Below are 25171 nucleotides of genomic sequence, written 5' to 3' on the forward strand. Positions count from 1 at the left end.
TGCAGGACTTAACCTAACACCTCACGGCACGAGCTGACGACAACCATGCAGCACCTTGAAAATTGTCCGAAGAAAAGTCTATTTCTAAACCTGTCAATTCCCATTTAAGCCTTGGTAAGGTTCCTCGCGTATCATCGAATTAAACCACATAATCCACCGCTTGTGCGGGCCCCCGTCAATTCCTTTGAGTTTCATTCTTGCGAACGTACTCCCCAGGTGGCTAACTTATCACTTTCGCTTAGTCTCTGAAGCTTAAAGCCCCAAAAACGAGTTAGCATCGTTTACGGCGTGGACTACCAGGGTATCTAATCCTGTTCGCTCCCCACGCTTTCGTCCATCAGCGTCAGTTAAGACATGGTAACCTGCCTTCGCAATTGGTGTTCTAAGTAATATCTATGCATTTCACCGCTACACTACTTATTCCAGCTACCTCTACCTTACTCAAGGCTCGCAGTATCAATGGCAGTTTCATAGTTAAGCTATGAGATTTCACCACTGACTTACGAGCCCGCCTACGGACCCTTTAAACCCAATAAATCCGGATAACGCTTGCACCCTCCGTATTACCGCGGCTGCTGGCACGGAGTTAGCCGGTGCTTATTCGTATAGTACCTTCAGCTTTCCACACGTGGAAAGGTTTATCCCTATACAAAAGAAGTTTACAACCCATAGGGCCGTCGTCCTTCACGCGGGATGGCTGGATCAGGCTCTCACCCATTGTCCAATATTCCTCACTGCTGCCTCCCGTAGGAGTCTGGTCCGTGTCTCAGTACCAGTGTGGGGGATCACCCTCTCAGGCCCCCTAAAGATCATTGACTTGGTGAGCCGTTACCTCACCAACTATCTAATCTTGCGCGTGCCCATCTCTATCCACCGGAGTTTTCAATATCAAGTGATGCCACTTAATATGTTATGGGGTATTAATCTTCCTTTCGAAAGGCTATCCCCCAGATAAAGGCAGGTTGCACACGTGTTCCGCACCCGTACGCCGCTCTCTCTGTCCCGAAAGACAAATACCGCTCGGCTTGCATGTGTTAGGCCTCCCGCTAGCGTTCATCCTGAGCCAGGATCAAACTCTCCATTGTATGTTTGTCTGACTCACTCAAAGTTATTAACGTTCTAGTCTTTTCCTTACTTGGTTGTTATATCTATTTTTCAATGATCTTCTTATATCTTACGCTTTTTACTATACCTAATTTTCTGTCGTTTTCAGTATAGATTTGCGTGTGCAAAAGTAAAACTTTATTTCTAATTGACAAAGCGTTTTCTAACTTAATTTAGTGTCTTGTAAATAACCCTAACCTCGTTTTCAACACTCCTTATCTTCTACTCCTCTGCTCCCGTTTTACCGGACTGCAAAGATACAAATCTTTTTAACTTTTACAACTCTTTCTAAGAAAAAGTTTAAGTTATTTTTTGATTCGTTTTTGTTGTGTAGATTTTGTCTTACTGTCTTCTGCGCTACCGATCAACATATCGTTTTTCAGTGGGGCAAAAGTACTCTCTTTTTACCCACCATTCCAAACTTTATTAACTTAATGTGGAGATAATTGGTTTTTTGTGGAGAAGTAAGTGAGCTAAATAATTGATTTTATTTACTTTACATAGTACGTGGTAGTTATCCACATTGTTCGATTGGGGTTTTGAATATGTTATAAGACTGCTTTAGACTGCTTAAAATGTATTTGGGAAGTGTTCCTATTATATATAAGGTATAAAAAACCTCATAGGTTTTTGAAACCTATGAGGTTTGGGTTGGGGCTTAGATGTGAGGCCTCAAGGAATTACTGTTTTTTGTTTCCCACAGATTTTCGCAGATTGACACAGATGTTTGGTTAAGTATTGAATAGATTGAGCATAGACAATAGTGGATGGATGAAATGTTGATTTTTTTACTCTTAAAGCAAACCTAACAGGTTTTTGAAACCTGTTAGGTTGAGAGGCGATGAGAATTACCAATAAATAATCCTCGGGCAGACCTTGAGGTATTCTCTTCGAATAAATAGTTTTCTTATTTTATCTCTGAATATTTTATGTATCTGCCATTCTGAATGGAATGCAGTGGAGGGAAGAATCTCTACCCTTTTTTTGAATTGCGTTATTGAGATCCTTACAGGATGACAAACTTTATGGTGATAGTGACTGTTGAAAAGAACGACCAATACCCTAGCCCAGATAGAAGCGACATCCTTTTTTGTTGCGGCCGAAGCAAAGCGGAGGCCGTAACAAAAAAGATACAGCGGATAGCTGGATGAAGCTCCTGATAAAAATTGAGATGGAAGGATCGTGGGTTTGAGAGTTGGAGAGTATGAGAAGGGTTATATTTTTGAGATTACTTTACTTATATAGGCTCACTCCATTCCTCGCGATGACAATCAAAAAGTTATTATCTTTGCATCATTCAAAATAAAATTATGAGTATTCACATTAGTGCAAAAAAAGGTGAAATTGCTAAAGTTGTATTGCAGCCGGGAGATCCGCTTCGTGCACAGTATATTGCAGAAAACTTTTTAGAAAACGCAAAATTAGTAAGTAAAACAAGAGGTATTTTTTATTATACCGGTCTTTATAAAGGTAAAGAAATCACTGTGGGAGCAAGTGGAATGGGATTTCCAAGTATTGGAATTTATTCTTTTGAACTGTACACAGAATATGAAGTGGAGACGATCATTAGAATTGGAACTTGCGGCGCTTATACTACAGACTTGAAAACTTTTGATATTTTAAATGTTGAAAATGCAGCAAGTGAAAGTACGTATGCTAAATATGCATGGGAAATTGAAGAGGAAATTCTTTCTCATGAAGGAAGTATTTTTGACACGATTAATGCTACTGCGGAAGAATTATCTTTAAAAACAAAAGCAATCAATGTGCACAGTAGTGATATTTTCTACAGAAAAGATCAGGCTGTTCCTGCAATTGCTACAAAATATAACTGCCCGGCAGTGGAAATGGAAGCATTTGGATTGTATGCCAACGCAAGACATTTAGGAAAAAATGCAGCGACGATTCTTACGGTAACGGATATTATTCCTACTCACGAAAAGATTTCGGCTGATCAAAGAGAAACTGCTTTGAAACCAATGATCGAACTGGCATTGGAAGCTGCTTGGAAAAGCATCTAAACAAAAAGCAATCTTATAAAACAAAAAGAGCTTTACATGAATCTGTAGAGCTCTTTTTTATATTCTGAAAAATTTTCTGGCGACTTCTGTAGTTTCGTTCGCTACTTCGGAAATGCTTATTTTCTTTAAATGTGCTATTGTTTGTGCAACGTACGGCAGAAAGGATGGTTCGTTTCGGCGGTTTTGTGTTCTCGACCTATTTTTCGGAAGCATGAAAGGCGCATCTGTTTCAATCATCATTCTATCTAAAGGGACATACTTTATGACGTCTTCTAAATGTTTAAATCTATTATCATCGCTAATCGCTCCCGTAAATCCTAAGTAAAACCCTTTATTCAAATACACTTTCGCTTCATCCAACGTTCCTGTAAAACAATGAACAACCGCTTCAGGTAGCTTTGAAAGATATTCGTCTGTAATTTCATTGAACCTTTTAAACGCTGATCTTTCATGAAGAAAAAGGGGTTTGCTAACCTCAACAGCTAATTCTAATTGAGCTCGATAACATTTTTCCTGAATGGCTCTTGGTGAAAAATCACGGTCAAAATCTAATCCGCATTCTCCGACTGAGATGACGTGATCTTGTTTTAATAATTTTCGAAGTTCATCGATGCTTTCATTGTTAAAAGATTTAGCATCATGAGGGTGAATTCCTGCTGTTGAAAATAAAATTTCAGGATAATCTTCTGCCATTTCAGCAGATTCTTTACTTCCACGAATGCTTGTTCCTGTGAGGATCATTTGCTCTACTCCATTATCCAGCGCTCTGTTGATAATTTCTTCGTGTTCGTTGTTAAATTGTTTATTGGTCAGGTTAATGCCAATGTCTATAAATGTGTTCATTTGTTTTTGTTATTATTTTGTTCATTATATATAGTAAAGTATCTTATGACATGAGGACTTGTAATGGCACTTTTGAATGATTTTTCTTTCGCATATTTTCTAAAATCAGAATATTTTGTTCCATTAATTTCTTTTGTGATTTTCACCCAGATCATTTTTTGTTTTTTCTTTCTTGCTTTTCTAAATTTTACTTCTTCATTTAAATGATCTTCAATTTCAGATTTTGCAGTTCTTCTCCATTTCTTATTTCCATACTTTTTTAAATATGGTGGGATTTTTCCATATTCATGAGATCGGAAAGTTCCTTTATTGTAAAGATTTTTCATAAAGTTTTAAAAAGGGAAACAAGCAAGATTTGAACTTGCAACTCCTCTGGGTTTGAGGCATTTTTCCATTTAAACTATTGCTTCCATTTGGGAGATAAGCAAGATTCGAACTTGCAACTCGTCTTAGCAGGACGTATTTTTCCGTTATTACTATTATCTCCATTTTTGGGAGTACAGCAGGACTCGAACCTGCAACCTCGGCCGTGTAATGACCACGTTCTTCTCTATTGAACTATGTACTCCTGCGAAACGTGTGGGACTCGAACCCACGACCTCCGGCGTGACAGGCCGGCATTCTTCCAGCTGAACTAACGTTTCTTTTATTTTACCAAGTATGAATTTTATAATTTTTCAACAAAACTCCACTAAAATAATTTCCTTTAATACCTTCTATAATAGGCTGCAAAATTCTAGCAGCTCCATCCACAGAATCCAGTGGAGGAATATATCCCTGCTCAAATTGTTTCTTTCTTAAACTTTCCTTTGCTCCTGTAGAAATCCAGCCAACATCTACAGCACTCATATAAATCTCATCTTTTTCAAATTCTTTTGCAGAAGTGAGTGTCATCATATTTAAGGCGGCTTTCGTCATATTTGTATGTGGATGAAAAATTGTTTTATTTTCATAACTAAAGATACCTTCGGAAGAAGTCACATTAATAATAAATTTTTCTTTGAATAAAGAGTTTCTCATTAATGGTTTTAATTCTTTAATTAAAAAATAAGGAGCAATATGATTAATGAGGTTAACTTCTACCAATTCATACATTGAAACTTCTTCCAAAGTAGAATTCCAACTGGTTTTATCTCGGTTGTCAACAGGTTGCCCGAAGCGGGTCAAAGCAACTGTGGTTTCTTCATTTTGAGCATATTCTAATTTCCCGATCTCATTTGAAATTTGCGTTTGATTGGGAATTAAATTCTGAATATTTTTAAACTCAACCAGCATTTCATTTTCACGTTTTACAATCGGAAGGTAATATTCATCGGGATATTTGATAGTTTGTGCTGCATTATTGATGAGAATATCAAGGGTTTCAAAATTTGCTTTATAAAAATTGATGAATTCTTGAATTGCCTTTAAATTTCTAAGATCCAATCCGTATACCCAAAGCTTATCTTTCCAATCATTATAATCTTCTTCCTGCTGCAATTGCTCCAAAGCAAGTGCAGGAAAACGGGTGGTCAAAACCAAATTAGCGCCATTTCTCAATATCTTTAAAGCTGTGGCTAAACCTACTTTTACCCTTCCTCCTGTAAGAATAACATTTCGTCCTGTCAAATCTGCCGATTCAAAGCGTTTTTCATAATTCTGTTCTGCACATTTAGGGCACAATCTTGTGTAAAAAGAATGGGCATATGCATAACTCTGATTGCAACAGTAACAGTTTTTAGGAATCTGAAGTTTTGTGAGTTTTGTTTCATCTTTTTGATCATCATAAAAAGCAGAAACTCCGGCTAAAGCTTTTTTCAGCAGTACAGATTCTGAATTGATTTCCAAATCCTGAGTTTTCATCTGGAAATAGCTTTCCTGACGGCTTTGCTTTTTAGCATTTTTATGAATTTTTGTAATCAATCCTGAAAAAGTTTTATTATCAGGGTTTTGAAAAGGTTCATCTTTCAAGGCATTCAATACCTTAAGACATACTTCCCATTCTTTTTCTGAAAATTTTTGATTAGAAAAATCCATTGTTTTAATTTTATGATGACAAAAGTACCGGTCTTATACGCAATCTTTTTACGCAGTAAAAAATATTTATGAAATTTTAATAATTTATTTTAAGCCATTCTAATCAAATTCACAGAAAGCTTTTCTTGCTGAATTAAATAATCAATCAGGTTAAACCATTTTGTGCAATGATCTAAGATCCAAGCATCTGAGGACGCTGTAATTTCTGCATTTTCTGCTAAAAATTTATCCGGATTAAATTCTAATTCAACTTCCCAATTGAGTTGAGTTTCCGCGGCAAATTCAAGAATAATCTGTTTGATTCTTCCGCTATTGGAAACGGGTTTATCGAAAATCCAAATCAATTTTTGAAGCTTGGCTTCTTGGAAAAACTGAGAGACCAATTCTATTGATCTTTGTGTTTGGTTGACTCTTTTATACGTTCCGTGAACCCCGGAAAGGTCACGGTAACAACCATCAATTCCTTGAAAAATGTACGCTTCTGAAAGTAAACTTTCCAACAAAATCAAAATATTAAAACCATCCAAATAGATTGTTCTATCTTTTAAATCTGATATTTCAATCTGTTTTGATTTTCTAATTTCAATCTGAGTTTCTGAAGCAGACGCAGCGCGAATCGCCTGAATTTGTCGGGTCTTTAGTTTATATCTATTTCCTACCAGCTCAGAGCTCGCTCTTTCAGCATATCCTCTACTCAATAAATAGTGTATATCCTGAACGGCAATCCTCAGTTTATCAATTTGCTTATCAGAACCAAATAGAACGTCATCACCTGTATTTTTCCCACGATTCCTGTTATTCATAATTCAAAAATATATTATTTGGGAGAATATTTAACCCTAAATATATGATCATCTCTTTTATTCAATACAGTTGATTGATAAAATTTAATAACAAACTCCAGTTTTTGGGAGTGCATATTTTCATAATAATACACTGAATATTTGACTAATCTTAAAACAGCAATAAAAAAATAGAATATAAAATCGTGTTACCTAAACAAATAACAAATTACTTATCATCAAAATTTAATTATTCACAAAAATATCTCATCTATTATCTAAAATTATTACATTTAAAGCCTTACAATTATTATAATTGAATAATATTTAAAATAATGATAGCGTAAGCTTATTTAATAATAAAGTATTACTCTTGAAAATGCAATCGATTGCTCTTTTTGAAATTAAAAAACTAAAACGAATACAACCTATGCAAATAATAGATAACGGTCCGAAATATTCTTCAGGAACAAAGGCACAAATCAATATGGTTTATGTGACCATGCTTACCTTAGTGGCTACGCTAGGCGGTCTACTGTTTGGTTATGATACCGCAGTGATCTCTGGAGCAGAAAAATCGATTCAGGAATATTTAATCATTCCATTAGGATTAAGTTCATTGGCCCACGGAGCAACAATTTCCAGTGCTTTAATTGGCTGCATCATCGGAGGTGCGGTTTCAGGATATTTTTCAACCAAATTAGGAAGAAAAAGATCATTGATGCTGGCGGCATTTTTGTTTTTTATCAGTGCGTTGGGAGCAGCATATCCGGAGTTTTTATTTTTCAAGCATGGGGAACATTCAATGGGCGTTTTATTGGCTTTTAATTTTTATAGAATTATTGGTGGAATCGGAGTCGGTTTGGCTTCAGCCGTTTGTCCCATGTATATTGGGGAAATTGCTCCTGCTGAAGTACGAGGAAGATTGGTTTCTCTCAATCAATTTGCTATTATTTTTGGAATGCTGGTGGTCTATTTTGTCAACTGGGGAATTGCCGACGGAAAAAGTATGGAGTGGATCAACCAAATCGGATGGAGATATATGTTTTTATCATTAACCATTCCCGCCGCTCTGTTTGGAATTTTATTATTCTTTGTTCCTGAAACACCACGTTATCTGACTTTAATGAAAAAGGACGATGAAGCATTGAAAATCTTATCTAAAATAAACGGTGAAGCTCGTGGAAAAGAAATTTTCACAGAAATAAAAGGCACGATTGCGGAACATAAAAGTGAAATTTTCGCATTCGGAAAAACAGTCATTGTTATCGGGATTTTACTTTCTGTTTTCCAACAATTTGTAGGAATTAACGTCGCATTATATTATGCTCCCAGAATTTTCGAAAGCATGGGCGTTCACAAAGATGCATCGATGCTGCAAACTGTGGTGATGGGATTAGTAAATGTGGTTTTCACCGTTGTCGCTATTTTCACGGTTGATAAATGGGGAAGAAAACCACTTCTCATCGTGGGTTCATTGGGTATGGCCATCGGAATGTTTGCCATTGCCATTTTCTCCTATTATCATATTATCGGGATTGCCACTTTGGTCTTTATTATTATGTATACCGCTTCTTTTATGATGTCTTGGGGACCGATTTGTTGGGTTCTTATTTCAGAGATTTTTCCTAATAAAATACGAGGAAGTGCCATTGCCATTGCTGTTGCCGCACAATGGGCAGCCAATTATTTAATCTCCTCAACCTATCCTTTTATGATGGAATTCAGTGGTACCTTTACTTATGGGTTTTACGGAGTCATGAGTGTCTTATCATTGATTTTTGTTTGGAAAATGGTTCCCGAAACGAAAGGTAAATCCTTAGAAGAAATAGAAAAGATCTGGAAAAAATAAAAACTTCATACAGTTAGTTAATTGAGGGCATCGATTTCGGTGTCCTTTTTGGTTAAATGAAATAGAGCTTCCACTCATTTAAATTCATCATTAAACACCAATTTATACCATAAATACATCTTATTTTAAGTGAATATCAACTTTTATCCAACGTGAAATTTAACCTTAAAACAAAGAGAACGAATCATTTAAACACATTTAACTTATCATTTAAATGTAATCCTGCATAAACTGATATAAAATACATATTATTTCCTTTTTAATAGTCATATTTTGATTAAATTTACGTCAATAACGTATATCCATTTGATGTACAAAAACAAGCTAGAAAAAACATTTATGAATAAGAAAGGGGCCACGATATATGATATTTCAAAGAAAATTAATGTAAGTGTGGCTACTGTTTCCAGAGCACTTAATGATCATCCGAGAATCAGCCAGGCAACAAAAGATTTGGTAAAGAAAACTGCTAAGGAAATGAACTATAAGCAGAATAATCTTGCGAAAGCTCTTAAAAGCGGTGAAACAAAAAACGTAGGAATTATTGTTCCTTTTGTGAATACCAATTTCTTCTCCTCCGTTATCCGTGGAATTGAAGAAGAACTTTCTCCGCACGGCTATCACGTTATTATCTGCCAGAGTCATGAAGATGTTATGATTGAAAAAAGGCATCTTAATACGTTATTAAATGCTCAGGTAGACGGGATTTTCATGTCGGTTTCAAAAACAACGATTGATACTGAACATATTCAAAGTATTTTAGATACCACCAATACTCCGATTATCTTTTTCGATAGAAAGAAAGATATTCCGGGAATTAGTACCGTTGTGATTGATGATTACAAAGGAGGATATATTGCAACCGAGCATCTTATTCAAGAAGGTTACAAGAATATTTGCCATTTTGCAGGAGATCTTAATCTTGAAATCTATCAAAATCGTCTTAATGGTTACAAACAAGCATTAATCGATCATAACTTTCAGGTAAAAGAAGATAATATTATTGTAACGGGAAGTTCAATTGATGAAGGAATTGATGCCGTTAGAAAACTTTGGGATAAAAAATCGATCCCTGATGCTATTTTTTCCTCAAGTGATTTTGCAGCGCTGGGTGCTTGCCAGGAATTAAAAAAACGGAAAATAAAAATACCTCAGGAAGTAGCCGTTATCGGTTTCTCCAACGAACCGTTTACTCAATTTATGGAACTCCCAATGAGTTCTGTAGACCAAACTCCTGTTATCATGGGAAAAATGGCCGGACAGGTATTTATTGAAAGTATAAAAGAGAATGGTTCCGGGGTTTCTATTGAGAAAAAAGTGGTGTTGGCACCGCAACTTTATATTAGAAAGTCTTCGAAAAGGAAATAAATTTCTTTTGTCTTGAAATCGAAGATTCAACGTAGTCAAACAAAAGAAACAAAAATTGCCTCCATAAAGTCGGCGAATGTTATTTCAAGACTTGTCATTCTGAAAGAATCTAAACTCAGCTTTTGCATTTAAGTTTTGGCTAAAGCCAATCGGATTGTACATTTATTATTAAACGGACTAAAGTCCGTTCCTATTGATACAGCTTCGTGTTTATTCGTGAATAGCAGCTTTTATTTTTACACATCCGCTAGCAACTTCTAAAATAAATTCTAGCAATTCTACTGTTTTTTCATCAATCATTTTTTCACCTGAAATCGAGGATTTAACGTTTAAATAGGAATTAAAATTCTTATTTTTCTTATATTTATCTGCAACTAAATTCAAATGCAATATGAAAAATATTAAAACAGCAGGAATCTTGGTGATTCTCTTTCTTGGAACTGGTACTGCTTTTTCTCAATCCAGAAAAACAGAATCCATCAAAGGTGTAGAAAAAACAGACAGCGATAAAAAAATACATGTTGAAGGTATAGATCATCAACTGAACTATACCCTTAACGGAGGCATTGTAGAAGTGGAAGGAGGTGATAATACCATCACCATCAAAGGAAGTGCTAAAAAAATATCCGTTTCAGGAACAGGGAATAAAGTATACATTGATAAAGTAGATAAGATAGTAATGGAAGGAGGTAATAATACCATATTCTATAAGACTTCAGGTACAAAAAGTGGAAAACCAGACACTTCACTTACAGGAGTAGGAAATAAAGTGGTAAAGCAATAACTGGCAGTCGAAATTTCAGTAATATCAACACTTAAAAATATACCTAATATCTTAAATTTATAATCCGTGACGCTTCCGAAAGTAATAAGTACGGATTGTAAATCTATGCTAATACATCAAAAAGAAAATACTTCCCACACAAAGTAGAAAGCATTTTCAATCCTAATAATTATATAATTATATAATTATAAACTATATCTATAAAGAAACTCCCCTTCTCCAAGGGATAAAATCGTTCTGATTTAAAATAGCGGCTTTTGTTTTTACTTCTCCGCTTGCGACTTCAATGATGAATTCTAACAATTCTTCTGCCTTTTCGTCTATTGATTTTTCACCGGTAATCACATCTCCCGTATTGAAATCGATGATATCAGGCATTCTTTCAGATAAAGAAGTGTTAGATGATATTTTGACTACAGGAACAACAGGATTTCCTGTCGGCGTTCCCAAACCTGTCGTGAATAAAACTACATTTGAACCTGAGCCCACTAAAGCCGTTGTACATTCCACGTCATTTCCGGGAGTACACAGTAAATTTAGGCCCGGTTCTTTGATATATTCTGTAAAATCCAGTACATCATTTATCGGCGACGAACCGCCTTTTTTAGCCGCTCCTGCAGATTTCATGGCATCGGTTATTAATCCATCTTTAATATTCCCCGGCGACGGATTCATATCAAAACCAGATCCTGCAGCAACGACTGAATCTTCAAAGTCTTTCATTAATTTCAAGAACCTTTTAGCATCTTCTTCATTCACACAACGGTTCACCAACTCCTGCTCTACTCCACATAATTCAGGGAATTCAGAAAGAATAGTTGAACCGCCGATTCCAGCCATTAAATCTGATAATTGTCCTAAAACCGGATTGGCAGAAATTCCAGAAAAACCGTCTGAGCCTCCACATTCCAATCCCAAAACTAACTTAGAAATTGGGGCCGGCTTTCTTTCGATTTCATTGACTTGTTTGATGGCTTCATAAGAATCTTTAATGATTCCGTTGAGCATTTCATCCACCGTTCCTGATTTTTGCTGTTCGTAAACGATGATTGGTTTTTTATTGTTTGGACTGATCTTTTCTAACGCATCTGTAAAAATCTGAACCTGTAAATTCTGACAACCCAAGCTCAAAACTGTTGCTCCCGCTACATTCGGATTATTAACATATCCTGCCAATAACCTTCCCAATGCTTCCGCATCCTGACGAATTCCGCCACAACCGCCTTGGTGCGTGATAAATTTTACGTCAATATTTTTAAAAACCCGAGAATCATGATCTTCTTCAACAAAACTTTCTGTTTCAGAATTATTGATTAATGATCTTAATAATAATTGATGCTTGGTTGCTTTTTCAAACAACAATTCCTTTTCAAAGACATCTTTTAAAATCTCTACATTTCTATTTTCACAAAAAACCAATGGAAAAAACAACCAAACGTTTTCTGTTCCAACCTGTCCGTCTTCACGGTGGTAGCCCATGAAGGTTTTATCTTTCCATTTGTCAACGTTTGGGGCAGTCCATGAATTCGTTTCTGTTTTACCTTCTACTTTTGCACTTTGGTGTTTTACGTTTTCAGTCGTAATCACCTCTCCTTTTTGGATGGGTTGATTCGCTTTTCCCACCAAAACTCCGTACATGATGATAGAATCACCAAGGGCAAGATCTTCAGTCACGAATTTATGTTTCGCCTTCGTATCCTTTATAAGATCATAAGTAAGATCACCTAAAGTAACAGTTTCCCCTTGCTTCAGATCTACCAATGCCACTGCTACATTATCTTTGGGATTTACTTTCAGTACTTTCTTTTGCATCATTTTTTAAGAATAAAATTGGATAAAGTTGTGATAGGCCGTTTCCATATCGTGATGATCAATTTCCGACAATGCTTTTGCTACTGCCGATGTTAAACCATCAATTTCAGTAAGATCCGTATCCCAGAAAGTCGTTTCGCTTAAAGCCAATTCTGCTACTTTCTCATACTCTTCATTTTTCCAAATTTCTTTGAATCTGTTGATGATTGATTCTTCGTCATTCAATGGTAATGTTTTCTCTCCAAAGCTTCCCTGATAGAATCTGATTAAACTTGCCAAAGAGAAGGTTAAATTCAATGGTAATTTTTTGTTGATTTCAACATAACCCAACAAACTCGGAAGAATTCTCACTTTAAATTTAGAAACAAAATACAACGCGATGCTTGCCTGATAATGCTTGATAAAAGGATTTCTAAACCTATCGAAAACTTCTTCAGCAAAATCTTTCAATTCATTTTCATCTAAACCTAGCGTTGGATTCACTTCATTGAAAATCGTTTCATTTAAAAACTGACCGATAAATTGGTCATCAATAGATTCTTTTACCGTTTCTTTTCCTGATAAAATTGCAGGAGCCAGCATCAATGTATGACCACCATTTAAAATTCTCACTTTTCTTAAGCGATAGGGCTTAATATCATCAACCACCAAAATCTGTTCGTTGATCTTATCGAAAGGAATTCTCTCTTTTAAATTGGCCACATCCTGAATCACAAAAAGCAAGAACGTTTCGGAAACAACCATCATCTGATCTTCGTAATCCAATTGGTCTTCATAGGATTCTACATCATCTTTTGGATACCCCGGAACAATCCTGTCAACCAGTGTATTGTGGAAATAATTACATTGTTCAATCCATTGCGCAAAATCATCTTCTAAATTCCAAAGTTGTGCATATTGTAAGATGATTTTCTTTAAAGTAAAAGCATTGTCTTCAATCAATTCACAAGGAATAATTCTTAATCCTTTGTCTTTTGCTCCGTTGAAATGTTTGAATCTTTCGTGTAATAAAACCGTTAGTTTCGCAGGGAAATTTTTGTGAGGTCCTGTGTAATCATTCTCCGATTGATCATAAGCAATTCCTGTTTCTGTAGTGTTGGAGAAGATAAACTCTAATTCCTCTTCTTTTGCCAACGCTAAGAATTCATCGTAATTTGTATAAGGATTAATCGATTTTTGAATCGCCGAGATCACCTGTTTTGTATCAATGATCTCTCCTTTTTTAATTCCTCTTGAAAAAAGCGTGTATAAATTATCCTGCTCTTCCAATTTGTGAACAGAACCGCCTGCTGTAGGCTGAACGTTTACAATTCCTGCATTAAATCCTGCTTCTTTATTTAATTTATAAATCACATAATCTGTGAATCCTCTCATGAAATTTCCACCTCCAAACTGTACAATTTTTATGGGAAGCTTTTCCTGAGAACCGTTTAATTCACGATTTAATTTTTGTTTTATCTGATTTTCCATCTTTTTTAACTCGATGATTTTGTTGTTTTTTAATGCAAAGGGCGCAAATATTTTTTGACTACTAACTGCTTTTAAGTTCGCAAAGGCGTTTCACTCAGCTAAGACCGCTATAAATCTTTGAATCTATTTTTGTTTAATCAAACCTTGAAGGTTTAGATAGATATAATTATTTACTTATCACTTTATATTTTGGAACCAATGCTTTCATGACACTCCATGCAATTAGATACGCCACCGCACACGCTGAAAAAATAATCATGTATCCTTTATCAATTCCGTCTGAAATCACAGCTCCTGATTTTTCCAATTGCTCAAAAAATCCTTCCGGCAAACGTTCGTTGATGTATTGAGGATATTTTTCCAATAAAGGCGTTCCGTCCACTGTTGTCCATGCTTTATGAGCGTGATCGAATAATACTCCCGAAGATTTATTAATGATAAAAGAACCAATTCCTCCCGCCATTCCACCAATTCCTGTGATGGTTGCAATGGCTTTTTTAGGAAACATATCGCCAACTGTCGAGAAAATATTCGCCGACCAAGCCTGATGCGCTGCTCCTGCAATTCCGATGATGATAACCGGAAGCCAATACGTAATTGAGCCTAACGGTTGTGCAAATAATGCTAACAAAGGGAAAAATGCAAAAATCAACATTGCTTTCATTCTTCCTGTATAAGCGTTCATTCCTTTTTTTTCCACAAAATATTTTGGAAGCCATCCGCCAATGATCGATAATAAAGTGATCATGTAAAGAACGAATAATGGCAATGCACTTTGCGTGGAATCCATTTTATAGACTGAGCTTAAATAAGCCGGTGTCCAGAATAAAAAGAACCACCAAATCCCGTCTGTCATAAATTTCCCAAAAGCAAAAGCCCAAGTTTGTCTGTAGCTAAAACATTCTTTGAAAGTGAATTTTTTCTCAGGAATGCTAGAATCCGTATTGGGAATATCATCTTGATCTTGTTGAATATAGGTTAATTCATGTTCATTTACTTTATGATGTTCATGAGGTTTTTTGTAATAAAATACCCAAAGTCCCATCCAAACAAATCCTAATGCTCCGATGATAATAAATGCCCATTCCCATCCCATTGATTTTGCAATAAAAGGAATCGTAAGCGGTGCCGCCAAAGCGCCAACCGTTGCTCCTGCATTAAAAATACTGGTAGCCAACGCTCTGTCTTTTTTAGGGAAATATTCTGCTGTTGTTTTAATTGCGGCCGGAAAATTTCCTGCTTCCCCTACTGCCAATACAAAACGGGCGAAAATGAACAATGTTACACTCGTACTGATAACCATTGAAACATTATCAACTTTACCAATCAACACCTTAGATTCATGGAAACCTACCATCCAGTTTCCGGTAAGAACTCCTGCTGTAGCAATTCCACAAAAAGCATGTAAAACAGCTCCTACAGACCAAATCGCGATTGCCCAAAGGAACCCTTTTTTGGTATCCATCCAATCCACAAATTTCCCTGCGAAAAGCATACTTATCGCATAGAAAATAGAAAATAATGCGGTGATATTCCCGTAATCATTATTATTCCAGTGAAATTCCGGTGCAATGAAATCTTTCCACGTAAGGGACAAAACCTGCCGATCCATATAATTAATGGTCGTGGCAATGAACAGCAAGAAGCATATCGTCCATCTAAATTTACTCGGTTTCGAGGATATTTCTTTTTTCATATCAATCTTTAAGCGTATTGATTTTTTCTTGGTTTTGAATATAATTTGGGCTGTAAATCCCCTATTCTAAGCTATTTTAGCAAAGAAAAATATGTTATTAAGAATTGTTTTTAATTAATTTCTAGTTGTTTTTTAACGCAAAGATTTATTCTCTTTTATTCTTATTTTTGAGTGAGCAAAGGTGAAATCAATCAATTAATTTTTATGAAGCGGACGAATTAAAATCAGTGTAATCAGTGACTTTTCCGCTACTCTTTGCTTTCTTAAAATAATGAATTATTAGCTATTAAAACTTTGCATTTACATTTATCTTTAGTTAAAAACAATTACCTTAATTCTTCAATAATCTGAATTGAATTTGTGACAGTTTCTGTAATTTTTTCGTAATCATACTCACCATTTTCATTTTTCACAAATAACTGTGAACCTAAGCCTACGCAATATGCTCCTGCAGAAATCCATTGTGAAATATTTTCTTTGGTGGGTAACACTCCGCCTGTAGGCATTATGTTTGACCATGGCATAGGGCCTTTTACCGCTTTAATAAATTCCGGTCCGCCAACTTGTGTAGCAGGGAAAATCTTAACAATTTCAGCGCCTAATTCTTCTGCGTAAGAAATTTCAGAAACCGATCCGCAACCCGGCATCCATGAGATTTTTCTTCTGTTGCAAACCTTTGCTACATCAGGATTTAATGAAGGCGCAACAATGAAATTGGTTCCGTTTTGAATATATAAAGAAGCAGTTCCGGCATCAACTACAGAACCTATTCCCAAGATCATTTCAGGAAGTTCTTTCGCTGAATATTTTACCAGTTCTGAAAAAACTTCATGTGCGAAATCTCCTCTGTTGGTAAATTCAAAAACACGGGCACCGCCGTCGTAGCAAGCTTTTAAAATTCTCTTGCCAATCTCTGCATCGGCGTGATAAAATACAGGAACAATGCCTGTTTCTTTCACTTTTAATGCAACTTCTATACGCGTAAATCTTGCCATAATTATCTTTTTATTCTTCCTCCTGAATTTCCATTCATGACTTCCAAAATATCTTCTGCGCTGCTGTAATTAATGTCACCCAAAATAGTGTGTTTTATCGCACAAGCTGCATTGGCGAATTTCAATGCTTTTTCATCATCGAAATTCATTAAACCATATATCAAACCTGCTGCAAAAGCATCACCTGTACCGATTCTGTCGACCACAGGATTTACTTCCAATACTTCAGTTTCAAAATAATTATCATCTACTAAAGCTCGTCCCTGCGTTTGCTGAGAACTTGCCGTAACGCCAATTCTTATCTTGTCGAAAATCTTATGAATAGAAGGAATTTGTTGTTTTAATTCTTTACAGGCTTCCATGAAACCTTCTTTATCTGATTGAAACTGTGTTCCAATAATCTCATTAATTTCATTCACGCCACCGATAAAAATCGTTGAGTACGAAACCAATTCTTTCAATACCTCATTTCCGTTTTTGCCGTATTTCCAAAGGTTGGAACGGTAAGCGGGATCGGTTGTAATTTCAATTCCCAGTTCACGAGCAATTTGCAACCCTTTTTTTAACGTTTCATACGCCGATTCGGAAATCCCCGGACTAATGCCTGTCCAGTGGAAATATTTACAACCTTCGAATGCTTTTTTCCAGTCGATTTGTTCAGATTTAATATTTGCAAAAGAACCATTTAATCTGTTGTACGCAATTCTGCTGGCACGAACTGATGAACCTACTTCCAAAAAGTACAATCCTAAAGGATGCTCATTTTTATTGATGAAAGTCGTGTCAATTCCCAAACTTTTAATAAAAGAAACTGCGGATTCACCTACAAAATCATTCGAAACACTGCTGATATGTCTCACGTCACATCCCATTGTTGCCAATGAAGATGCTACATTCAACTCAGTTCCACCGAAAAAAAATTCCATTTCGTGGCTTTGCTTCATGGTTCTGTTTCCGGGAGGTGAAAGTCGCATGATGACTTCTCCGAATGTGACTATTTTGTTGCTCATTTTTTTAATTAACGGTCATTATTTAACTACAAAAGATCCAAAAGTTTTTGACACTTTAGTAATTTTGAAGTTTAATACATTGAAAATAAAAGATCAAATAGAACTTGTTTAAACTTTTTATTTTGACCACAAAAGTTACAAAAGATTAACACTTGAGCTATATAAGTTCATCATAAAGTACAAACAAGAACACATAAGTAAAAAATCTTTGATTTTTATTCTTTTGTAAGCTTTATTTTTTTTTAAATAGCTGAACTTTAAATGATTCAAAAATAGCTTTTGTGCCTTTTGTGGTTTAATTTTTTAATTAGTTTAAAATCTTCGATTTATATTCTTAATGATTCTTAACTTCTCTATTTATCTTAATAGTTATATTTTTTTTTATCTCTCGCAGATTTCGCAAATCTTGCAGATGATTAGGCTTAAATAAATCTGCTAAATCTGCGAAAAAATTTATGGCATTTGAAATTTAAAAATCAAAATAATTTTTAGCATTATGATAACAAATATCTGAAATTGTTTTACCAATCAGTTCAATATCATCAGGTAATTCGCCATTTTTCATTTCTTGACCGAAAAGATTACACAACACTCTTCTGAAGTATTCGTGTCTCGGGAAAGAAAGGAAACTTCTGGAATCCGTCAGCATTCCAACAAAACAGCTGATCAATCCCATATTGGAAAGAGCATTCATTTGCTTAATCATTCCATCTTTCTGATCTAGAAACCACCATCCTGAACCAAACTGCACTTTTCCTTTGATACTCCCGTCGTTGAAATTCCCGATCATTGTTGCGAAAATCTCGTTGTCGGCGGGATTTAAATTATATAAAATGGTCTTTGTTAATTTATCTTTTCCGTCTAAGGTGTTTAATAATTTAGACAACGTTTCAGCTTGAACGAAGTCACCGATAGAATCCCAACCCGTATCCGGACCTAGAATCCTGTGCATTCTTTCGTTATTATTTCTCAATGCGCCCAAGTGGAATTGCTGAACCCAACCAAATTTGTGATAAGCTTCGCCTAAGAATAATAAAATCGCTGTTTTGAATTGATTTACCTGCTTTTCAGCAATCACTTTTCCTGATAATTTATCATTGAAGATTGTGTTGACTTCTGCATCAGTCGCTTCTTCGAAAGAAATATTGTTTAATCCGTGGTCGCACAATCTGCATCCGTTTTCGTGGAAATATTCAATTCTTTTAATTAAAGCATCACACAAAGTCTGGTAAGAATTAATTTCAATTCCGGCTGATTCGCCTAGTTTAGAGATATAATCTGCGAAGTTGTGGTTTTCAATTAAAATGGCTTTATCCGGACGGAAAGCCGTACTTACTTTAATATCAAAATCGCTTTTCGCCAAATCCTGATGGTAATTTAAAATGTCTGTAGGGTCTTCCGTTGTACACAGAGATTCTACATTCATCATTTTTAATAATCCTCTTGTCGATTTTTCAGGCGTCTGAAGTTGGGAGGTAATATTTTCGTAAATTTCTGATGCATTATCTGCATTTAACAATTCATCAATACCGAAGTAACGCTTCAATTCTAAATGTGTCCAATGATACAAAGGATTTCTCAATGTATAAGGAACCGTTTTAGCCCAAGCTTCAAATTTTTCTTTATCTGAAGAATCTCCGGTGATGAATTTTTCGTTCACTCCCAGCGTACGCATCGCTCTCCATTTGTAATGGTCGCCTGCAATCCAAACCTTTGAGATATTTTCGAAAATGGTGTCTTCTGCAATATCTTTAGGAATCAAATGATTATGATAATCAATGATAGGTTGTTTTTCTGCATACTTGAAGTATAATTCTTCAGCGTATTTATTTTGTAATAAAAAGTTATCTGTAATAAAAGGTTTCATTCTAGTCTAATTCTGTTGTTACTCATTAGCAGGCTTCCCGATGGTTGCCAAAATTCCGCCATCAACGTAAATAATTTGTCCGTTGATAAATTTGCTTGCGTCGGAAGCCAGGAAAATAGCTGTTCCTGCAAGATCTTCTGGATTTCCCCATCTTCCTTCCGGAGTTCTGTTAATGATAAAATCGTTGAAAGGATGTCCATCTACTCTAATTGGTTCTGTCTGAGAAGTCGCAAAATATCCGGGACCGATTCCGTTCACCTGAATATTGTATTTTGCCCATTCTGTCGCCAGATTTTTGGTAAGCATTTTCAGTCCGCCTTTTGCAGATGCATACGCCACCACATTATCACGACCCAACTCACTCATCATTGAGCAGATGTTGATGATCTTTCCGGATTTTCTTTTGATCATGTATTTTCCGATTAATTTCGACATGATAAAAGGTCCTGTAAGATCCACATCAATTACTTTTCTAAAGTCTTCGACCTCCATCTCAATAGCGGGAACACGTTTGATGATTCCTGCATTGTTGACAAGGATGTCTATTTTTCCATGGGTAGCTTCCATTAAAGCTACTTTCTGAGCGGCTTCCAATTCGTCCGTTACATCAAAAAGATATCCTGTTGCACTATATCCTTTTCCACGATAATAGTCTAAAGCAGCCTCTAATTTTGATGGCATTGTACTTGTAATAGCCAGTTCAGCACCTGCAGCGGCAAGCCCTTCGGCCATTGCCATTCCTAATCCGTGAGTACCGCCAGTTACAACGGCTACTTTACCGGATAAATCAAATAAATTCATTAGAAAAATTACTTTAGTTCGTTAGTTTTGATACCGTCCATATCGCCGTAGTCCATATTTTCTCCGGCCATACCCCAGATAAAAGTATAATTAGAAGTTCCGACTCCTGAGTGGATAGACCATTCCGGAGACAGCACAGCTTCGTGGTTTTTCATAAAAATATGACGCGTTTCCTGAGGCTGTCCTAAGAAATGGCTGATCGCCTGTCCTTCTTCCAAATCAAAATAGAAATAGGCTTCCATTCTTCTGGTGTGGGTATGGGAAGGCATGGTGTTCCAAACACTTCCCGGGTGAAGCTCTGTCATTCCCATTTGAAGCTGACATGTTTCTAGAACACTGTTCACAATCAGTTTGTTGATCGTACGCTTGTTGGCATATTTCTCTTCGCCCAGTTCTACAATTTCGGCTTCGTTCTTCGTGATCTTCTTTGTTGGATAATTATGATGCGCGGGAGCTGAATTGATATAAAAATACGGCTGTTCATTACCCGCCTTTTCAAAAATTACTTCTTTTACTCCTTTACCAATATATAAAGCTTCTTTATTTCCAAGCTCATATACTTCACCGTCTACCGTTACTTTTCCGGCACCACCAACGTTGATGATTCCCAACTCTCTCCTGTCAAGGAAATGTTCGGCTTTCAAATCATCTGTCGGCTCCAGTTTCAAAGCTTGTGTTGAAGGCATGATACCTCCTACAATTAGCCTGTCGTACATAGAATAGACTAGTTTTATCTTATCTTCATTAAATAAATCATTGATTAGAAACTCCCTCCTAAGATCTTCAGTGGTATACTTTTTTGCATCTTCAGGATGATGGGCGTAACGAAATTCTGACTGTGTCATACTACTTGATTTTTATACTTTTATTTTATGGTTTTCTCAAACCTTTTCAACTTTGCGTAATCGATTGCATTAATTACACTAAAATATGATAGAATTACTGTTGGGATAAATATATAATTATTCTTTAATTAGTTAACAAAAAATTAATTTTAATTTTTAAATCGCTGAAAAACAGATTGATAATTTTAAAATATGAAAATAAATGGAGCAGTTTTAATGAAATACGCTCCCTATTTTTTAACCGAAAGTGAATCCCAAGTCTTGATTTTAAATAAAATCATGCCAAAACAAAACAGTAAAACACGAGTTGTAAAATCCCTAACAATAATCTTGTTTACCTATATATATGATGCGTATTAAGTTTAATCATTAACATTAAAGAAAATAAGTTAAAAATATTAACCCGGAAAGATGACAAAAATCAGTAAAACCGTTAAAATTTTGTTCTTGAGCCCTTGATTTGGGAATTTTTAAGACAAAAAAACAGTCAATTTTTAAGGATTTTTTAAGTTTTAAATTTTAAACAGGAAAATTTATCATGAATTTTAAAATTATTTTAGCAATAGCTAACAAATCAATAAGTAATTAATTATCAATAAATTAAAGAACATAGATAATCAAATGTTTTTTAAAACTTAACAACTTAAACAATCAAATTAATGAATAAATAATATTTTTTTCTTTGTGTATTGAAAAATAATATTAGTTTAGGAGCCAAGATATTTTTTACGAAAAATTACGCAATCGATTGCACTTTGAATAAAGCGTGAAATTTTTAAAATATTAACCACTAGAAAGAATAGAATACTTACTGAATCCAAAAAAACAAAGATTGAAAAAAAGCTTTCAACCAAGAATTAAAACTATAAGGATACAATAATGGATAAAAGAGTACAATCAGTAAAGTGGTTATATTTAACGGTCTTTCTAATTCCTGTCCTTGCAATGGCTCAAGAAAAAGATAAGAACAAAGAAAAAGAAACTAAGATCGACGAAGTGGTTTTAGTAGGATATTCTAAGGTTTCTAAAAAAGACGTTACAAACGCAGTAGGCTCAGTAAAAGCTGAAGATATGAAAGATATGCCTGTGAATAGTGCAGCAGAGGCCATCCAGGGAAGAGTGGCCGGTGTACAGATCACTGCCAGTGAAGGATCACCAGGAGCTGAAGTAGAAATCAAAGTAAGAGGGGGAACTTCCATTACCCAAAGTAATGCGCCTTTATATATCGTAGACGGAATCCAGATGGATAACGCATTATCAGTTTTATCTCCAAAAGAAATTGAGTCTATTGAAGTCTTAAAAGATGCCGCTTCTACTTCTATCTATGGAGCAAGAGGTGCCAATGGGGTTATTATAATTACCACAAAAGGAGGACGCAAGAAAGCAGCAACATCTATTAATTACAACGGATATACCGGAGTAAGAAAAATCATGAATACGCTTCCGGTTTTAAGTCCTCTTGAATTTGTGAACTATCAGTACGAACTTTACTACAAAGCCGATCTTCAGAGTGATAAAGATATCTTTGTAGCAAGATACGGTGACCCTGCCCTTATCAATGAAAATTATGGTAACATTAAGAAAAGGGATTGGCAAAAAGAACTTTTTGGAAAAGAAGCTTTCAATTTCACACACAACGTAAGCATTACAGGAGGCTCTGATAAGTCTTCATTTTCATTGACTTTAAACCATGTGGAAGAAGATGGGATCATGATTGGTTCAGGATTCAAAAGAAGCATGGCCAACTTTAAGTATGACTTTGATGTCAGTAAAAAATTAAAGATGGGGATTAATGCAAGATATGGAAGACAAGTGATTACCGGAGCGGGAACTTCTGCATCTGGTTCACAAGGAACCAATAGATTAAGAAACGCAGTAAGATACCAACCTTTTGAAGGAGGAAGTAATGTTCCTGTTGATGATTTTGATCCAGATTACGCAACAAACACCAACTTGGTTAACCCTCTTCTACTAAACAACAATGAAGTAAGGGATAATAAAACCAATGATTTATTATTAAATGCTTATTTAAATTATAACATTACCAAAGATCTTACCTTTAGATCTGTAATCGGTTATGTACAAAAAGACAATGCTGTCAACCAATTTTGGGGAGCAATCACCAGTGATGCAAGAGCCAACAACAACCAGCCAATTGTACAATTAACAAGATCACAGACAAGAAGAATCACCAATACCAATACCTTAAATTATACCAAAAAATTTGGAAGACATAAACTCGATCTATTATTAGGAGAAGAAACTGTGCAAACAGACGGAGAGTCTTCAAGCACTTATGTAAAATGGTTACCGGTTTCTATTAAACCTGAGGAAGCATTTGCAAGTATCCAATCCGCAATTCCTCCAGCAGGAATGATTCAGGATGCTCCTAGAACTGCAGCGCTTCCACCAGACAGACTTGCCTCATTCTTTGCAAGAGCCAACTATATTTTTGATAATAAATATATCGCCACACTATCTGTAAGAAAAGATGGAACCAATGTTTTCGCACAAGGAAACAGATGGGGAACCTTCCCTGCTGTTTCATTAGCCTGGAAACTGAAGCAAGAAAATTTCCTGAAAGATAAAGAATGGCTGGAAGAGCTTAAACTACGTTTTGGATATGGGTTAGCTGGAAACAACAGAATTCCCGCTTACTTATATGATACATTCTTCACCACGTCTACCGATTACGGATATACTTTCGGAAGCGGTGTAACTCCAGGAGCTACAACGGGAAATATTATGAAAAACCCGAACGTAACATGGGAAGCTACTGTATCTAAAAACCTAGGTATTGATTTCGGATTCTTTAATGGAAGATTGTATGGTAGCATAGACGGATATATTACAGATACAAAGGATCTTTTGGTTTTAGCTAAAATCCCTCAAACTTCTGGGTATGAATATCAATATCAAAACTCTGGGAAAACTCAGAACAAAGGGCTTGAATTTACTTTAGGAGGACTTATCATAAACAAAGAAAACTTTACCTGGAAAGCAGATTTCAACATCTCTGCCAACAGAAATATGATCAAAAGTTTAGGAGGTTCCAATGCTTCTGCAAGCAGTAATTATTACCTTGCCGCTTCAGGATGGGTAAACAGTTTATATGATTTCGTTGTAAAAGTTGGAAACCCTATCGGAACCTATTATGGATATGTAACGGAAGGAAGATATGAGGTAAGTGACTTTAATTATAACCCAACTACTCAAGCTTACACTTTAAAAGATGGAATTCCAAATGCGAGTGCTATTACTTTAGGTTCAAAAGCTATTCAGCCCGGAGATCTAAAGCTAAAAGATGTAAACGGAGACGGAAAAATCACCGTTGAAGATCAAACTGAATTAGGAAGCGCTCAGCCAAAATTCTTCGGAGGATTTAGCCAGACTTTCCGTTATAAGAGTTGGGATATGAGCTTATTCTTTAATTTCTCGGTAGGGAATAAAGTATATAACGCCAATAAAGTAGAATTTACCACCCAATACCAATACAGAGATAACAACATGTTGGGAGAAGTTGCCGACAGATGGAAATCTTTTGGACCTGACGGAGTGAGAGTAACCGACCCAACCGCATTAGCAGCATTAAATGCCAATACAACCATGTGGACACCACCAAGCGGAAACTACATCTTACATTCTTATGCTATTGAAGACGGTTCTTTCTTACGACTCAACAATCTAACAATTGGGTATACCCTTCCAAAAGGTGCTTTAGAAAGTGCTTTCGTTAAAAACTTAAGAATATACGCTACCGTGAACAATGTGTTTACAATCACAAAATATTCAGGATATGATCCTGAGGCAAGTACAAGAAGAAATCCTCTTACTCCGGGTGTAGATTACGCTGCTTATCCTCGTAGTAGGTTTATTTTAACAGGAATTGACATTACCTTTTAATT

18 protein-coding genes, 3 tRNA genes and 1 rRNA gene are annotated in these 25171 nt (G+C 35.7%); 5 read left to right on the top strand and 17 right to left on the bottom strand.

Translation table 11 applies throughout. The features are described 5' to 3' along the window. Positions 1-1085 (bottom strand): 16S ribosomal RNA (locus tag AMQ68_RS22740); the annotation flags it as partial. A gap of 1329 nt (positions 1086-2414) precedes the next feature. On the opposite strand from AMQ68_RS22740, the gene deoD reads away from it, so the two are divergent. Next, complete coding sequence (gene deoD, locus AMQ68_RS22745) at positions 2415-3125, top strand: purine-nucleoside phosphorylase (RefSeq protein WP_054512908.1); 711 nt, start codon at positions 2415-2417, stop codon at positions 3123-3125. A 57-nt stretch (positions 3126-3182) separates the two neighbouring features. Here deoD and AMQ68_RS22750 read toward each other — a convergent pair whose 3' ends face one another. From AMQ68_RS22750 to AMQ68_RS22775, 7 genes are all read right to left on the bottom strand, one after another. Beyond that, positions 3183-3968, bottom strand: a complete 786-nt coding sequence (locus AMQ68_RS22750; RefSeq protein WP_054512909.1) for a TatD family hydrolase — start codon at positions 3966-3968, stop codon at positions 3183-3185. Further along, entirely contained in the window at positions 3965-4294 is a 330-nt protein-coding gene (locus AMQ68_RS22755) for a hypothetical protein (RefSeq protein ID WP_054512910.1), read from the bottom strand. The genes AMQ68_RS22750 and AMQ68_RS22755 overlap by 4 nt, the downstream gene beginning before the upstream one ends. A 14-nt stretch (positions 4295-4308) precedes the next feature. Further along, positions 4309-4378 (bottom strand) — tRNA-Val (locus tag AMQ68_RS25215). An 84-nt stretch (positions 4379-4462) separates the two neighbouring features. Continuing rightward, positions 4463-4536: transfer RNA gene (locus AMQ68_RS22760), tRNA-Val, on the bottom strand. 3 nt (positions 4537-4539) lie between these two features. Next, a tRNA-Asp gene (locus AMQ68_RS22765) sits at positions 4540-4612 on the bottom strand. Between the two features lie 7 nt (positions 4613-4619). Beyond that, positions 4620-5984 (bottom strand): SDR family oxidoreductase, encoded by a 1365-nt coding sequence (locus AMQ68_RS22770; protein ID WP_054512911.1) that lies wholly within the window; start codon positions 5982-5984, stop codon positions 4620-4622. Between the two features lie 89 nt (positions 5985-6073). Beyond that, on the bottom strand, positions 6074-6787 hold the full coding sequence (locus AMQ68_RS22775; RefSeq protein WP_054512912.1) for a DUF434 domain-containing protein: 714 nt from the start codon (positions 6785-6787) through the stop codon (positions 6074-6076). 409 nt (positions 6788-7196) lie between these two features. Between AMQ68_RS22775 and xylE the strand changes: the two genes are divergently transcribed. Beyond that, entirely contained in the window at positions 7197-8618 is a 1422-nt protein-coding gene (gene xylE / locus AMQ68_RS22780) for a D-xylose transporter XylE (protein ID WP_082384254.1), read from the top strand. A gap of 339 nt (positions 8619-8957) precedes the next feature. Next, positions 8958-9986: a LacI family DNA-binding transcriptional regulator gene (locus AMQ68_RS22785; protein WP_054513034.1), complete on the top strand. Its 1029-nt coding sequence runs from the start codon at positions 8958-8960 to the stop codon at positions 9984-9986. Between the two features lie 210 nt (positions 9987-10196). On the opposite strand, the gene AMQ68_RS25220 is transcribed toward AMQ68_RS22785, so the two are convergent. Then, a complete protein-coding gene (locus tag AMQ68_RS25220) occupies positions 10197-10370 on the bottom strand; it encodes a UxaA family hydrolase (RefSeq protein ID WP_148639072.1) in 174 nt (57 codons plus the stop codon). Positions 10371-10377: 7 nt separating this feature from the next. On the opposite strand from AMQ68_RS25220, the gene AMQ68_RS22795 reads away from it, so the two are divergent. Continuing rightward, positions 10378-10770 (top strand): DUF3060 domain-containing protein, encoded by a 393-nt coding sequence (locus AMQ68_RS22795; RefSeq protein WP_054512914.1) that lies wholly within the window; start codon positions 10378-10380, stop codon positions 10768-10770. Between the two features lie 198 nt (positions 10771-10968). Here AMQ68_RS22795 and AMQ68_RS22800 read toward each other — a convergent pair whose 3' ends face one another. The 8 genes from AMQ68_RS22800 to kduI all read right to left on the bottom strand — a co-directional run bounded on the left by AMQ68_RS22800 (position 10969) and on the right by kduI (position 21266). Then, a complete protein-coding gene (locus AMQ68_RS22800; RefSeq protein ID WP_054513035.1) occupies positions 10969-12582 on the bottom strand; it encodes a UxaA family hydrolase in 1614 nt (537 codons plus the stop codon). Positions 12583-12588: 6 nt separating this feature from the next. Beyond that, positions 12589-14052: a tagaturonate reductase gene (locus AMQ68_RS22805; RefSeq protein WP_054512915.1), complete on the bottom strand. Its 1464-nt coding sequence runs from the start codon at positions 14050-14052 to the stop codon at positions 12589-12591. A 166-nt stretch (positions 14053-14218) separates the two neighbouring features. Further along, a complete protein-coding gene (locus tag AMQ68_RS22810) occupies positions 14219-15748 on the bottom strand; it encodes an MFS transporter (protein ID WP_054512916.1) in 1530 nt (509 codons plus the stop codon). Between the two features lie 326 nt (positions 15749-16074). Further along, on the bottom strand, positions 16075-16743 hold the full coding sequence (locus AMQ68_RS22815) for a bifunctional 4-hydroxy-2-oxoglutarate aldolase/2-dehydro-3-deoxy-phosphogluconate aldolase (protein ID WP_054512917.1): 669 nt from the start codon (positions 16741-16743) through the stop codon (positions 16075-16077). A 2-nt stretch (positions 16744-16745) separates the two neighbouring features. Next, on the bottom strand, positions 16746-17753 hold the full coding sequence (locus AMQ68_RS22820; protein WP_054512918.1) for a sugar kinase: 1008 nt from the start codon (positions 17751-17753) through the stop codon (positions 16746-16748). A 469-nt stretch (positions 17754-18222) separates the two neighbouring features. Beyond that, positions 18223-19620, bottom strand: a complete 1398-nt coding sequence (gene uxaC / locus AMQ68_RS22825) for a glucuronate isomerase (RefSeq protein ID WP_054512919.1) — start codon at positions 19618-19620, stop codon at positions 18223-18225. Between the two features lie 18 nt (positions 19621-19638). Then, positions 19639-20421 carry a gluconate 5-dehydrogenase gene (locus AMQ68_RS22830; protein WP_054512920.1) on the bottom strand — a complete coding sequence of 261 codons (783 nt, stop codon included), beginning with the start codon at positions 20419-20421 and terminating at the stop codon, positions 19639-19641. A gap of 8 nt (positions 20422-20429) precedes the next feature. Beyond that, a complete protein-coding gene (gene kduI / locus AMQ68_RS22835; RefSeq protein WP_054512921.1) occupies positions 20430-21266 on the bottom strand; it encodes a 5-dehydro-4-deoxy-D-glucuronate isomerase in 837 nt (278 codons plus the stop codon). An 879-nt stretch (positions 21267-22145) separates the two neighbouring features. Between kduI and AMQ68_RS22840 the strand changes: the two genes are divergently transcribed. Beyond that, on the top strand, positions 22146-25169 hold the full coding sequence (locus AMQ68_RS22840) for a TonB-dependent receptor (RefSeq protein ID WP_054512922.1): 3024 nt from the start codon (positions 22146-22148) through the stop codon (positions 25167-25169). Positions 25170-25171: the final 2 nt, after the last annotated feature.

The organism is Chryseobacterium sp. ERMR1:04, assembly GCF_001297705.1.
Taxonomy (GTDB): Bacteria; Bacteroidota; Bacteroidia; order Flavobacteriales; family Weeksellaceae; genus Chryseobacterium.

What these genes read in the sequence shown, in the direction of transcription:
- deoD (WP_054512908.1), top strand. Translation starts at nt 2,415, where the DNA reads ATGAGTATTCACATTAGTGCAAAAAAAGGTGAAATTGCTAAAGTTGTA.
- AMQ68_RS22750 (WP_054512909.1), bottom strand. Translation starts at nt 3,968, where the DNA reads ATGAACACATTTATAGACATTGGCATTAACCTGACCAATAAACAATTT.
- AMQ68_RS22755 (WP_054512910.1), bottom strand. Translation starts at nt 4,294, where the DNA reads ATGAAAAATCTTTACAATAAAGGAACTTTCCGATCTCATGAATATGGA.
- AMQ68_RS22770 (WP_054512911.1), bottom strand. Translation starts at nt 5,984, where the DNA reads ATGGATTTTTCTAATCAAAAATTTTCAGAAAAAGAATGGGAAGTATGT.
- AMQ68_RS22775 (WP_054512912.1), bottom strand. Translation starts at nt 6,787, where the DNA reads ATGAATAACAGGAATCGTGGGAAAAATACAGGTGATGACGTTCTATTT.
- xylE (WP_082384254.1), top strand. Translation starts at nt 7,197, where the DNA reads ATGCAAATAATAGATAACGGTCCGAAATATTCTTCAGGAACAAAGGCA.
- AMQ68_RS22785 (WP_054513034.1), top strand. Translation starts at nt 8,958, where the DNA reads ATGAATAAGAAAGGGGCCACGATATATGATATTTCAAAGAAAATTAAT.
- AMQ68_RS22795 (WP_054512914.1), top strand. Translation starts at nt 10,378, where the DNA reads ATGAAAAATATTAAAACAGCAGGAATCTTGGTGATTCTCTTTCTTGGA.
- AMQ68_RS22800 (WP_054513035.1), bottom strand. Translation starts at nt 12,582, where the DNA reads ATGCAAAAGAAAGTACTGAAAGTAAATCCCAAAGATAATGTAGCAGTG.
- AMQ68_RS22805 (WP_054512915.1), bottom strand. Translation starts at nt 14,052, where the DNA reads ATGGAAAATCAGATAAAACAAAAATTAAATCGTGAATTAAACGGTTCT.
- AMQ68_RS22810 (WP_054512916.1), bottom strand. Translation starts at nt 15,748, where the DNA reads ATGAAAAAAGAAATATCCTCGAAACCGAGTAAATTTAGATGGACGATA.
- AMQ68_RS22815 (WP_054512917.1), bottom strand. Translation starts at nt 16,743, where the DNA reads ATGGCAAGATTTACGCGTATAGAAGTTGCATTAAAAGTGAAAGAAACA.
- AMQ68_RS22820 (WP_054512918.1), bottom strand. Translation starts at nt 17,753, where the DNA reads ATGAGCAACAAAATAGTCACATTCGGAGAAGTCATCATGCGACTTTCA.
- uxaC (WP_054512919.1), bottom strand. Translation starts at nt 19,620, where the DNA reads ATGAAACCTTTTATTACAGATAACTTTTTATTACAAAATAAATACGCT.
- AMQ68_RS22830 (WP_054512920.1), bottom strand. Translation starts at nt 20,421, where the DNA reads ATGAATTTATTTGATTTATCCGGTAAAGTAGCCGTTGTAACTGGCGGT.
- kduI (WP_054512921.1), bottom strand. Translation starts at nt 21,266, where the DNA reads ATGACACAGTCAGAATTTCGTTACGCCCATCATCCTGAAGATGCAAAA.
- AMQ68_RS22840 (WP_054512922.1), top strand. Translation starts at nt 22,146, where the DNA reads ATGGATAAAAGAGTACAATCAGTAAAGTGGTTATATTTAACGGTCTTT.